Annotated in this window: 8 protein-coding genes; all 8 read left to right on the top strand. The window is 63.1% G+C overall.

What is annotated here, in order from left to right; translation table 11 throughout:
• Positions 1 to 49: 49 nt before the first annotated feature.
• Entirely contained in the window at positions 50 to 1,168 is a 1,119-nt protein-coding gene (locus HMPREF2971_RS07825) for an NAD(P)H-dependent glycerol-3-phosphate dehydrogenase (protein WP_049363011.1), read from the top strand.
• A gap of 226 nt (positions 1,169 to 1,394) precedes the next feature.
• Positions 1,395 to 2,513: a D-alanine--D-alanine ligase family protein gene (locus tag HMPREF2971_RS07820; RefSeq protein WP_070692327.1), complete on the top strand. Its 1,119-nt coding sequence runs from the start codon at positions 1,395 to 1,397 to the stop codon at positions 2,511 to 2,513.
• A 525-nt stretch (positions 2,514 to 3,038) separates the two neighbouring features.
• The gene (locus HMPREF2971_RS07815) at positions 3,039 to 4,748 is read left to right on the top strand and encodes a PT domain-containing protein (protein ID WP_070692324.1); all 1,710 of its coding nucleotides are present in this window, start codon (positions 3,039 to 3,041) and stop codon (positions 4,746 to 4,748) included.
• A 78-nt stretch (positions 4,749 to 4,826) separates the two neighbouring features.
• Positions 4,827 to 6,167 carry a thiamine-phosphate kinase gene (locus tag HMPREF2971_RS07810; RefSeq protein ID WP_070692320.1) on the top strand — a complete coding sequence of 447 codons (1,341 nt, stop codon included), beginning with the start codon at positions 4,827 to 4,829 and terminating at the stop codon, positions 6,165 to 6,167.
• 261 nt (positions 6,168 to 6,428) lie between these two features.
• On the top strand, positions 6,429 to 7,697 hold the full coding sequence (locus tag HMPREF2971_RS07805) for a DAK2 domain-containing protein (RefSeq protein WP_070692317.1): 1,269 nt from the start codon (positions 6,429 to 6,431) through the stop codon (positions 7,695 to 7,697).
• A complete protein-coding gene (locus HMPREF2971_RS09130; protein WP_083314098.1) occupies positions 7,694 to 11,326 on the top strand; it encodes an ATP-dependent DNA helicase RecG in 3,633 nt (1,210 codons plus the stop codon). The genes HMPREF2971_RS07805 and HMPREF2971_RS09130 overlap by 4 nt, the downstream gene beginning before the upstream one ends.
• Positions 11,327 to 11,418: 92 nt before the next feature.
• The gene (rsmD, locus tag HMPREF2971_RS07795) at positions 11,419 to 12,072 is read left to right on the top strand and encodes a 16S rRNA (guanine(966)-N(2))-methyltransferase RsmD (RefSeq protein ID WP_070692314.1); all 654 of its coding nucleotides are present in this window, start codon (positions 11,419 to 11,421) and stop codon (positions 12,070 to 12,072) included.
• A 107-nt stretch (positions 12,073 to 12,179) separates the two neighbouring features.
• Positions 12,180 to 12,656: a pantetheine-phosphate adenylyltransferase gene (coaD, locus tag HMPREF2971_RS07790; protein ID WP_070692312.1), complete on the top strand. Its 477-nt coding sequence runs from the start codon at positions 12,180 to 12,182 to the stop codon at positions 12,654 to 12,656.
• Positions 12,657 to 12,837: the final 181 nt, after the last annotated feature.

The raw sequence follows: 12,837 nt of genomic DNA, 5'->3' as shown, positions 1-12,837 counted from the left end.
TTCGGTGGCTCACCCAAGGACCTCACAAGGAAGAGAGGCTGGTGTTTTCGTGACTTTCTTTGGACGCACCCCCGCAGCAAGCCCTGAATTTACCCCTCCGGCAACCGTACAGTCTATTGCGGTGCTCGGCGCCGGTAGCTGGGGCACCGCTTTCGCTAAGATTGCGGCGGACGCTGCCCGCGAGCGCGGCGATGACACTCGCGTGACCCTCATCGGCCGTGATGAGCAGGTGATGGCTGAGTGCGAGCGCACCCGCGAGAACGCCCGCTATTTTCCGGGAATGAAGTTGCCGGATAACATGCACTTCACGGCGGATGCTCCCGCGGCGCTGGCCGGCGCGGATATTGTGGTGCTTGCCTTGCCCGCGCAGGTTCTGCGTTCGCAGTTGCAGAGCTTCGCCCGCTATATTGAGCCGAACGCCATGCTGGTTTCTTTGGCGAAGGGCCTGGAGACCGGTACGGGTCTGCGCATGTCGCAGGTCATTACCGAGGAGCTGGAAGAGGCTATGGCTCTGCGCGGCGCTGATGTGCGCGCGATCGGCCATATTCCGCACCGCGTGTGCGTGCTCTCGGGCCCGAACCTGGCGAAGGAAATCATGGGGGAGGAGCCTACCGCCTCCGTGGTTGCGGCTCGTACCCTGCCGGTGGCTGAGTCTGTTGCTCACGCGATTGCGTGCGCGTACTTCCGCCCGTACACCAACACGGATGTGGTGGGTACCGAAATTGGCGGCCTGGTGAAGAACGTGATTGCCCTTTGCGTGGGTATTTGCGAGGGCCGCAATTACGGCGATAACTCGAAGGCGTCCATTATGACTCGCGGTCTGGCGGAGATTACCCGCCTGGCGGTGACGTTGGGTGGCGAGGCTGCGACGATGAGTGGTCTTGCCGGTATGGGTGACTTGATTGCGACCTGCTCTTCGCCGCTGTCTCGTAACCACACGGCGGGCCGCCTGCTGGCCCAGGGCATTACCCCTGACCGCCTGCATGAGCACATGAGCCAGACCGCTGAGTCGATTAAGTCGGCTCCGGTGGTGGCTGAGTTGGCTCGTCGTCACGGCGTGGAGATGCCCATTGTTGAGGCTGTGGTTGCGGTGCTCTCGGGCCGTATTGGCATTGAGGAGTTGGCGCCTCAGCTACTGGGTCGCCGCCTCAAGCATGAGAGCCACTAGGTTTTGAAGCTTTCTGGTGTGCTGGTAACCCCTGATTAGTGGTGTGTGCCAGGACATACTAGAAGAAGATTGAATGTAAACATCCGAGGACGGATACCGTTGCGGAAGACCGGTGCGTGAGAAACGCATCAGTGACCGCGACGGTATTCGTGCGTTAGGATTATTGACGCATTGCCGTTCCACCTTCCGGACCTGAGGGTAGGGGAACATTGACTAGGAGAAATATATGACCGAGAAGAAGACCGTCGCCCTGCTGTGCGGTGGCCGCTCCTCCGAGCACCCCATTTCGCTCATTACCGCCGCTGGCGTGCTGAGCGCCATTGACCGCACCGCCTACGACGTCATCACTATCGGTATTACCCGTGACGGCCGCTGGTACCTGACTGACGAGCAGGAGCTCGCCGAGCTGACCGCTGGTACTCGCGGTACCGCAGAGTTCCCCGAGGGTACCCAGCAGGTGTTCCTGCCGATGGGTGCCGGTGATTCCTGCCTGACCCTGGTGGACGCTGAGGGTAACGTTACCCGCACCGCACCGGTGGACGTTGTGTTCCCGCTGCTGCACGGCCCCTTCGGTGAGGATGGCACCGTGCAGGGTCTGCTGGAAATGGCTGACCTGCACTATGTGGGTTGCGGTGTGACCGCATCCGCTGTGGGTATGGATAAGCACTTCATGAAGGTTGCTTTCGAGTCTGCTGGCCTGGAGGTTGGCCCCTACGAGGTCATCACCAACCGCCAGTGGGAGCACGAGGACCGCGAGCAGATTCTGGAGCGCGTGCTGAAGCTGGGCTTCCCCATGTTCGTGAAGCCGACCCGTGCAGGTTCTTCCTTCGGTATTACCAAGGTGGATTCGGTGGAGGAGCTCGTGCCCGCGATTGAAGAGGCACGCCGCCACGACCCGAAGATCATTATTGAGGCGGGTATTGTGGGCCGCGAAATCGAGTGCGCTGTGCTCGATGGCCACCACGGCGAGATGCCGCGCGCATCCTACCCCGGCGAGATTGAGGTTGTGGATCAGGACCACGGCTTCTACGACTTCGAGGCGAAGTACGTTTCTGAGTCTTCCGCTGTGACCGTGTGCCCGGCAAACCTGCCGCAGGACGTGCAGGATCGCCTGCGTGAGCTGGCTGTGAAGGCGTTCCTGGCGCTGGACGGCGAGGGTCTGTCGCGTGCGGACTTCTTCTACACCGAGGATGGCCGCCTGGTCATCAACGAGGTGAATACCATGCCCGGCTTCACCCCGATTTCGATGTACAAGACCATGTGGGAGAACACCGGTATCTCTTACACTGACCTGATTAGTGAACTGCTGACCCTGGCGATGGAACGCCCCCTGGGTCTGCGCTAGTTTTAGAGAGTGCTTAACGAGCGGGCTAAGTTCTTGAGCTGACGCTTGGCATATGAATATTTAACGGTGGGGAGTGCCCCTGCTGTAAGGCGCCTCGGTGCGGATTCTTGAGAGTCTGTATCGGGGCGCTTTTTTGCGCGGTGGGCAAGTTGATGGCTGTGTGAGAGGGGTAATTGGTACGTATTAGCCTCTAAATCTTGATGAGAATCGCTCGAATTTCACCCATGAGAAAAATCACTCACACTCGCCTCGAGGCTGCTTGGATAGTGGAGTGCAAGTTTTAAAGTGGTATTGATAAGGCAAAACGTAATTCTGCTCATAAGTGCATGAAATGATGCTTCTAGGTAACGAAAAGATGTTGTTGATGGTCGTTGCACATCTTGAAGCTCAAAGATTGGTATGAAAGCGCTAAAATGAGTAATGAAGAAAAAGTCGATTCGGTAGAATAGATGAAGGCATATCCAATCTGCCCTAGCGATTGGGTATCTATTCACTCACAACGTATTAGAAAGTCAAGGACAACCTTTGGGAAAACGAAACCGTAAGGTGGTCTCTGCGAGTCTGGCGACAGCACTGGTTGCTTCCGGAAGTCCATACGTAGCCTCATTTGCTCAAGATGTGCAGGAGGCAGCGTCACAGCTTCCGCCGAACCCTGTCGGCACCGCAAGCCAAACCCTGGACCCCGCCGCGGCCGCGGCATCTTCCTCTCAGGCGGCAGTACCCACGCTCGCAACCGTGAGCGCATGGCCCACCGCTCAGGGGGACAATAAGACTGACAAAGCGCAGGCAGAGCCCACCGCTCAGCCTAGCGCTTCTTCGAGTGCTCAGCCCACCGCTAGCGCCGAGCCCTCCGCGAGTGCTACGCCCAGTCCGAACGCTACCGCGCAGCCTACTGCCGAGCCCACCGCTTCTGCGAGTGCTACCGCAACCCCGAGTGCTACGGCGAGTCCTAGCGTAGAGCCCTCTAAGGATGCGACCGCTGAACCTACCGCTACGCCGACCGTAGCTCCTAGCGCAAGTGCCGAACCGAGTGTTGCTCCTACTGCAACTCCGACGGCTGAGCCGACTGTAGCTCCGACTGCGGAGCCTACGGTCCAGCCGACGGCAGAACCTACTGTTGCTCCCACTCCGGAACCGACCGTTGCGCCTACTGTGGAGCCCACCGCGGAACCCACCAAGGATCCGATTCCTGAGCCTACGGTAGAGCCCACCCCTGAACCTACTCCCGAGCCGACGAAGGATGTAACTCCCGAGCCGACCCCGGAGCCTACTCAGGATCCGACTCCGGAACCTACTCCCGAACCGAATCCGGAGCCTACCCCTGAACCTACTCCCGAGCCGACGAAGGACGTAACTCCCGAACCGACCCCGGAGCCGACCCAGGACCCCGCTCCGGAACCGAATCCGGTGCCCGCTCCTGAACCGACCAAGGACGTAACTCCCGAGCCGACTCAGGAACCGACTGAGGCACCCACCCAGGATCCTTCTCAGGTTCCGGTAGTCCCGGCCCCGGTTCAGGATCCGACTAACGAGCCGACCAAGGATGCGGTCATCCCCGTGATTCCGGTAGCTCCCGTAGCTCCGGTAGAGGATAACAAGGACAGCTCGGACTCCAAGTCGGTTACCCCGATTGAGACCGAACCTGTTGCTCCGATTCCTCCGGCGAACAACCCGGTGACCACCCCCGGCACCCGTAAGGAAATCTCTGGGGAAGATGTCGTCATCTCCATTGAGCTTCCGCGACCGGGCAGCTCCTCTGACTCCTCAAGTTCCTCTTCGGGATCTTCGAGCTCTTCACCGAGCACCAAGGCACCGAATGACAGGCTTGATGGCGACGATGACGATCCGTTGCGTTCTGGCGGCACCACCCTCGGACGAATCGCAGCCAATAACGGCTCGAATGACTCCATCCCGGGTGCGGCAGACTGGGTTGCTGGATACCTCTCGCGTAATAAGACCGACGAGGACCACTCCCATGAGGCAAGCCCCTCGAACTCCTCAAGCTCGGTATCGGCTTCGAAGTCGCCTAGCTCCTCCTCCACCTCGGCTAGCGCCAGCCGCTCTGCAAAGAGCGTGGCAAAGGCTGACGGCGCGAATGCCGCCCAGGAGCAGGCCGTGAAGAATGCGGACGCGGACGATTCCGGACTTTCCGGTATTGCACCGCTGATTCTCTTCTCGCTCATCGGTCTGGTGCTGATTGCTCTGGCAATCCGCTACTTCAGCCGCGGAGCATAAGGCGAACATAACGCGTAAGAATACGCGATAATAGAGGATGTGAATCCTCAGACTTTTAGCGAAACGCGGGACAACCCCATGCGAGAGACACCTCTCTCAAAGCTGGGGGAGTCCCGCGTTCTGCGCGCTTTCATGCCGATTATCAACACCCACAACGAGCAGGTTGCCGCAGCGGCACGCCAGGCGGGGCGCATCGAACCCCTCGACGTGGGTCCCGGTGACGACTGTGCCGTCCTCGCCGCGCCCGCGCCCGGTCAGCGTACCGTGGTCACCACCGACACTCTCGTTGAGGACCAAGACTTCATGAACCTGTGGCCCGGTGGTATCGCACGGGCGGGTGAGGCCGGCGAGTTCATTCTGGAACCCGCCCGCAGCAGCGGCTACGATGTGGGGCGCAAAGCCGCGACCCAGAACCTCGCCGACGTTGCCGCCATGGGTGCACGCCCGGTGAGCCTCTTCATCTCCTTGAGCCTGCCCGGTAGCACTCCTTACGGCTGGATTGACGGCTTTGCCCACGGCATTGTGGACGGAATCAACGCCTGCGGAGCCACCGAATGTGTGATTGGCGGCGGCGATATTGGCGACTCCACCGAAATGTCGGTGACCGTCACCGCCCTCGGCTACACGGACCGCGCCGTGCTGCGCTCCGGCGCACGCCCCGGCGACACTATCGCCCTGGCGGGACGTACCGCCTGGTCCGATGCCGGTCTGCGCCTGCTGCTCAACCCGCTCTCCCTGCCCGCCACGGCACTGCTGCGTGCCATCGCCGCAGGCCAGGAAGTCGAAGCGGCGCTGGGGGCGGTAGCTCAGGCGTGGGAAAAGAAGCAAGCTGAAGGCTCTAGCGCTCTTCCCGAGGGGCTCATCGAGCTTGCCCGCACCCTCACCCCCGAAGAGGCCGCGCACATGATTGCGGTCTGCGAGCGCGCCGTCGACTCGCAGCACCACCCGGTCAGCCCCATCCCCGCCGGTGAGGTGGCGCGCCAGCATCAGGCAAGCTCCATGCTGGATCTTTCTGACGGACTCGTCAAGGACGCCGGGCGAGTTGCTGCCGCCTCCGGGGTGCAGATGCGCCTCGACCGTGCCGCCGTGGGTGCGTTCGCCGAGCCGCTGCTACCGTTGGCGCGCCTGCTGCTGGCGATTGGTGAGCGCAACGAGGCGGGGGAGAGCCCCGCATCCCTGGCGCGCACCTTTGTGCTGGTCGGTGGAGAAGACCACGGCCTGCTGGCGACCTTCCCCGGTGAGGTGCCCGAAGAGTTCGTGCCCCTGGGCACCTGCGTTGCGGACGCCCCGGAGCGCGGTCTGAGCGCCGAGCTCTACGGTGCCGAGCGTCGCCACAATGCGGTGACCGGCGCGGCGGTCGTGATGGACGGCCGCTCCCTGGACGGCATGGGCTGGGAACACTACGGGGCTTCCGCGTAGGAGCTCCACCGGGTGCTCTGCCGGGCGCTGCGAGGTGTTTTAGCTGGCATTTTCAGCTGGCAGGATAGATGTCGGGCAATACCGTACATTTAACCGAAATTACCTAGAATAGAAGTACGAAATAGGCTGGATTCTGCCCGTGCCGCGGGCACCGAGAAATCAGCCGGGAACTAGCCGGGAAATCAGTCGGGAACTAGCCGAGAACTCAGCCGAGAACCGCGCGAAACTGACGGAACCGACGAAACTGACGAGGAGGGTAGCGTGAACGCAGAGCAGAACCAGCGCACCGAAGAACGCGAGATTTATCGCCGCGCCTGCGTGCGCGCCTACCGCTTCGGTGTAGCGTGGTCCACCGCCGCCCGCACCACCATCGAACGTTACCGCGATGCGCTCAATGAGCTCAATGGGTTCCCCGTGCCCGATAAGGACACCGGATCCAATATCGCCCACACCCTGCTGACCCTGACCGAAGAGTTTGAGCGGGGCATGGAGCAGGTTCTGCCCGGTGAAATTCTTTCTAGTGAGGTTCTTCCCGCGGGCGAAATTCTTGGCGGGGAGGGCACCTCTGACGGGGAAACCCTCGCCCACCTGTGGGTGCAGCTAGGCGGCATCTACGAGCACGCGATTATGCGTGCATCCCGCGTGGCACGCGGCAACTCCGGCACCCTGCTTTGCGCCTGGGCGCTGGAGGCGGTGCGCAGCTACTGGTTCCTGCCCGGAAACCTCGCGCAGGAGCTCGGCAACACGGGCGATGAGCTGCCGCTCGTGCGTGCCCTGGAGGCAGACTACGAGCGTGTGCTGGCTGGCGGTTCCCTGCCGAAGCACCGCGAAGTGAAGCTGGAGTACGCCCATGCGGAGGCGCGCGCGATGGCGTTCGCGGCTGAGCGTATTCGCGCCAGTGTGGGGGAGCAGATGGTGCCCTCCACGATGCTGTCGGTCATGGTGGAGCTCGCCCGCCTGGACGCACACTATGATGCATCGCAGGACGCAGAAGCTGCTGACGAGGTGCTGAAAGAGCGTCGACGTGCGCTGATGCGTGCCGCTCTGGAACGTACCGCGCAGTTCCCGCCCTCACCCGAGCTTGCAGGTTTCGTGGATGCTGGCGCGCTCGGCTTCTACCTTGCCGTGGTGCACTCCAACCCGCGTTGGGAGGGCGCGATCCTGAACGAGGCGCAGGTGGAGTCCATGCTGCGTGCGCCCTCTGCCGGTGTGGCTTCTGCGGTAGGTTCTGAACCTGCCGAGCACGCAGAAGGTGAGGGGCAGAGTGGCTGGGAGCTCATGGGTACGCTGACCTGCGAGCCCCTCGCCCTGGCGCAGTTGCGCCCCGAACTTGAAGCCATGGGTGACAGTCTGCTCATTACGCCCCTGGACATGGCGGCTGGACTCTGGGCGCTGCACGTGCATGTGCCCGACATCGACCCCGCCCGCGAGCTGATTATGGGCTACGGGCAGTGGGCGGATGAGCGTATTTCCTCCCTGACGGATGGCCACCACGCCGACCACGCGTGCGGTGCGGAGGGCGGCGTATGAGCCCCGCCCGACGTTCCGTGAACCCACAGCAGGAAGCCCTGGATTTGGGGCTTCCCGAGCCTGCGCCCGCTAAGACTAAACCTGCGAAGGCCGAGGCAGCGCAGGGTGAACCCGCAGAGTCAACGGCTGTCGAGCCTACCCGCGCTCAGCGGGGGAAAAAAGCTACGCTTCTACTGAGCGATGAGCAGCTCCGCACCACCGCCGAGCTGACCGTGCGTGATCTTGCCGCCTACGCCCGCGGCGAGGTGAGCCGCGCCGAACTGAGCGAACGCGCGGCACAGCGCGCCAGCGCACCCTACCGTAAGGCGCTCAAGACGCTCAAACATTCGCTGGGCCCCGCCGCGCACACCATGACCGACGACGCTATCTACGAGCTGGTCGATATTGCGTTGGCGGCGCGGCAGGCTACTCAGCCGGACGTAAAACAGTCGGAAGCGCATCAGACAGAAGCAGATCAGCCGAAGGAACCTGCCCGGAAAGCACCCGCCCGGAAGAAGCCGGCTCAGAAGGAACCTGCTCAGAAGGCACCTGTACAGAAGGAACCGAGCCCGCAGGAGAGCGAAACTGCCGCGCGGGCTACTTCGGCGCGCCCGCAAAAGGCAACAAAGGCAAGCGAAGGGGGCGAGCAGAAGCCTGCGCCGAAGAAGAGCGCGCCCGAGGCGGAATCTGAAAAGCCTGCACCCAAAAAGACTGCACCTAAAACTAAAAAGGCTGTAGCGAAGAAGACTGCTCCCGCAAAGAAAGCGCCCGCCCAGAAAGCTTCCGCAAAGAAGGCAACCGCTGAGAAGGTTGCGGCCGAGAAAGTCGCGGCTGCGAAGTCCGCCTCAGCCGCCGCGGAGGCTAAGAGCCGTGCCCTGGCGCGCTACGCCTCCGAAGACCGCATCGAAAACGCGCCGCTCAAAAAGTACCTTCCCGCGCCCAGCGCCAAGGCAATCTCCACGCACCTGGACCTGCACACCGTCGGGGAGATGCTCGAATACTTCCCGCGCAAGTACCTGCCGCGCGGTGAGCTCAGCTCCTTCGCCGAACTTGTTGAGGGCCAGGACGTCACTATCATCGCCCGCGTGGTGCACGTGAGCACCCGAACCATGGCGGCGCGCCGCGGCAAAATCACGGAAGTGACCATCACCGACCGGCTTTCCGACGCCACCGGGCAGGATACACCTGCAGGTTTTGGGGCTGCCGGTTTTGGTGCCGCTGGGCTCAATGCTGGTGGCCCTGTATCCGTGGTGCCCGGGCGCGCTAACCGCCCCGGCGCATCCGGCGCATCCAGCGTATCCAGAGTATCCGGCGTGCCCGCGCAGAGCTGGCAGGCAACCGGGATGCACAACCCGCGCATTAACGCGCTCGCTAACTCCACACAGAACCCAGGTGCCCAGATTCCCCGCGCTCAAAACCCCGCGGCACAGAACCCGGCACAGGGCAGGGGAGCGCAGCCCTCCTCCTACAGCGGCTACGCAGACAGCTACGGTCAAGACTCATTTGGTCAGGACAGCTTTGCGCAGGACAGTTTCGCGCAGGGAGGCCTCTTTGGCGTGCCCGCACCCAGCATGACGAACCCCGGCGTGCTCATTGGCTCGCAGATGAAGCTCTCCTTCTTCAACGCCTGGACCGCCGCCCGCGAAATCCACGAGGGTGAAACCATGATGTTCTCCGGCAGGGTCGGCATCTACCGCGGCGAATACACCCTCACCAACCCGCACTACGCCCTGCTCTCGAAGGATGCCTCCGGCACGGACGTCACCGACGCCGCCACCGCCCCCGTGCCCGTCTACCGCGCCCCCATGAAGCTGCCCACCGACCGCATTAGCGGCTACATGGCGCAGCTGCTCGAAAAGGTGCCGCTCAAAGAACTTGAAGACCCGGTGCCCTACACGATTCGTCGCGCCCGCAAGGTGCCCTCGCTGGAGTGGACGTACCGTGCCCTGCACACCCCCGACACGGAGGACACCTGGCGTGCCGCGCAGGCGCAGATGCGTTACCGCGAGGCGTTCGTGCTGCAGAGCGCGCTCGCCCGCCTGCATTCAGTGCGTGCCGCGCACCTGACCCAGCCGCGCCCCGCCGTGGAGGGTGGACTCGCCGATCAGCTGCTTGAGGTTCTGCCCTACGAGCTGACTGAGGGGCAGCAGAAGGTGGGCGCTGAGATTGCCGCGGATTTGTCGAGCGAATCGCCCATGAACCGCCTGCTGCAAGGTGATGTGGGTTCCGGTAAGACCGTGGTGGCTCTGCGCGCCATGCTGCAGGTTGCCGATGCGGGCGGCCAGTCCGCGATGCTCGCCCCGACCGAGGTGCTTGCCGAGCAGCATTTGCGTTCGGTGCTGGACATTCTGGGGGATATGGCGGCGCCCGAAGACTCTGATGCTGACAATTCTGCCGCCGGTTCTGCCGAGGGAACTCCCGCGGGGAGCGGGGAGGAACCCCGCCGTGTGCGTGTGCGCCTGTTGACCGCCTCCATGGGTACCCGCGCCAAGCGCAAGGTACTGCAGGATCTCGCCGACGGCACCGCCCAGATTGTGATTGGCACCCACGCCCTGCTCTCCGATGAGGTGAGCTTCCACGATTTGGGTCTGGTCGTCGTGGACGAGCAGCACCGCTTCGGCGTGGAGCAGCGCGACGGCCTGCGCGGCACCGACGGCGCCCTGCCGCACCGCCTGGTCATGACCGCAACGCCCATTCCGCGTACCGTCGCCATGACCGTGTTCGGTGACCTGGACGTGTCCGTGCTCGACACCCTGCCCGCCGGCCGCCAGAAAATCTCGACCCACGTGGTGCCCCTTGCCGAGAAGCCCGCCTGGGCGTCCCGGCTGTGGAGGCGCGCCCGCGAAGAAATCGACGCGGGTCACCAGGTGTATGTTGTCGTACCCAAAATCGGGGAGGAGGGCGACAGCTTGGAGGAGGGTGCCGCGTTCTTTGGCGCATCCAACCTGAACGGTGCAGGAACCGGTGGGGGCGCGGGCAACTCTGCCCAGGGCTATTTCGGTCAGGGCGGTAGCGCGAGCAGTGACGGCAAGGTTCAGCTGACCTCGGTCGCCTCAATGTACTCCTACCTGAGCGCTGAGGACGCCCTCGTCGGTGTGCGTATCGGCACCCTGCACGGCCGCATGGATCCGGCGGAGAAGACCGCCGTCATGACCGCTTTCGAACGCGGAGAGATTGACCTGCTCATCAGCACCACCGTCATTGAGGTGGGCGTGAACGTCCCGAACGCCACGCTCATGATCATCATGGATGCCGACCGTTTCGGCATCTCGGGCCTGCACCAGCTGCGCGGTCGTGTGGGCCGCGGCGGCTACGCGGGCACCTGCCTGCTCGTCACCCGCCAGGAGGAGGGTGGTGTGTCCCGCGAGCGCCTGGATGCGGTCGCCTCTACCACGGACGGCTTTGAGCTTTCCCGCATCGACCTGGCTCAGCGCCGTGAGGGTGATATTCTGGGTGCTGCACAATCGGGCTCGAAGAGTACCTTGCGTTTCTTGCGGGCGCTCGCCGATGCTGACATTATTGAGCGTGCCCGTGAGGATGCCCGCTCGGTGGTGGAGAAGGACCCGACGCTGGCTAAGCATCCGTCTTTGGCGCGTACGATTGACCGCGCCCTGGACGCTGACCGTGAGGCGTTCCTCGGCAGGGGATAGCGCCCAACGAGGCAGAACGCCCTACCAGCCCCGCCCACCACCCGCTGAAACCGTGACGTCAACACACCGCACTAGTTAAGAGGAGAGACCCTATGAGCCGTATTATTTCCGGTGCCGCCGGAGGCGTTCGCCTTGCCTCGGTTCCGGGGGATAATACTCGCCCCACCACCGACCGGGTGAAGGAATCCCTCTTCTCGAAGCTGGAGAGCTACGACATTATTCGTGGCGCCCGCGTGCTGGACGCTTTCGGCGGCTCGGGCGCGCTGGGCTGCGAGGCGCTCTCGCGCGGTGCCGCCTCCGTGACTCTGCTGGACACGTACCCGAAGGCTGTTGCGGTGATTCGTAAGAACGTTGCCGCGGTGGAGAAGGCGATGGGCCGCACCGGTTCTTCTGGTGCTACCGGTTCTGCGGCGCGCGTGCAGCAGTCTCAGGCGCTGACCTACGTGAAGTCCGCCTCCGGGCCGTGGGATCTGGTGTTTGTTGACCCGCCCTACGCCATGCCAAATGAGCAGGTCAGTGAGCTGCTGGAGGCGCTCACCCCCAAGCTTGCCGAGGGTGCCGTGGTCGTGGTGGAGCGTTCTTCGCGCGACCCGGAGCCGGTGTGGGGCGAATGCTTGTACTGTTTTTCGACCCGTCAGCATGGCGAGACGGTTCTCTACTATGTGGAGCCTGACGAGGTGGAGGAGCAGGCGGGCGATGAGTTCGGCAACGAATCTGGCGAGGACGCTGAAGAGCTCGCCGCCTAAAATTGCCGCCTCAGCCTGCGCTTGCGCATCCCCCGCGAGCTCGACCCCTCTAACCCGCCTGCCTCTAGCCATTCCAACCTCTGATATTTATTCGTGAAGGGACCGCCATGATTGCCCTCTGCCCCGGCTCTTTTGACCCCGTGCACCACGGCCACCTGGAAATCATTGCCCGCGCCGCTCAGCTCTTTGATGAGGTGATCGTGGGCGTGGCGCACAATAGCTCCAAGAAGTACCGTTTCTCCCTGGAGGAGCGCGTGCAGCTGGTGCGTGAGTCTCTGCAGGAGCTCGGCATTAAGGGCGTGAGCGTGGAGCCGATTCCGCCGGGTGTGCTGCTTGCCGAGTACGCGGCAGAGCGTGGCGCGAAGGTGCTGGTGAAGGGTCTGCGTTCGGCGACGGACTACAGTTATGAGGCTCCGATGGCAAGCATGAACCGCCACCTGGCGCAGGTCGAGACAGTGTTCTTGGCGGGTGAGGACCGCTACGGTGCGGTGTCGTCCACGATTATTCGTGAGGTGGCGTCGCTGGGTGGTGACGTGACTCCCTTCGTGCCGGAGGCGGTCGCCCGCGCCCTGAAGAGTGCCTAGGAAAACGCCTCATCAACCCAGGCGCACACCACCTTGTGCGCACCCATCCGACACGCCCGACATGCCCACGGCACAGCAAGCTGTGCCGCCGACCGGGCACTTAAGTCCCCCAGTAGTAGCCCCGACCGTCCGATTAAAAGCCGCGCGGCGCCTCCTTAAGGGGATATTTAAGAGGTGAGCG

The organism is Rothia sp. HMSC066G07 (assembly GCF_001814485.1).
Lineage (GTDB): Bacteria > Actinomycetota > Actinomycetes > Actinomycetales > Micrococcaceae > Rothia.
This window is presented reverse-complemented; position numbering and strand designations above follow the sequence as displayed.

Bases quoted from the DNA above. Each gene is read 5' to 3' on its own strand.
- HMPREF2971_RS07820 (WP_070692327.1), top strand. From the start codon at position 1,395: ATGACCGAGAAGAAGACCGTCGCCCTGCTGTGCGGTGGCCGCTCCTCC.
- HMPREF2971_RS07810 (WP_070692320.1), top strand. From the start codon at position 4,827: ATGCGAGAGACACCTCTCTCAAAGCTGGGGGAGTCCCGCGTTCTGCGC.
- HMPREF2971_RS09130 (WP_083314098.1), top strand. From the start codon at position 7,694: ATGAGCCCCGCCCGACGTTCCGTGAACCCACAGCAGGAAGCCCTGGAT.
- rsmD (WP_070692314.1), top strand. From the start codon at position 11,419: ATGAGCCGTATTATTTCCGGTGCCGCCGGAGGCGTTCGCCTTGCCTCG.
- coaD (WP_070692312.1), top strand. From the start codon at position 12,180: ATGATTGCCCTCTGCCCCGGCTCTTTTGACCCCGTGCACCACGGCCAC.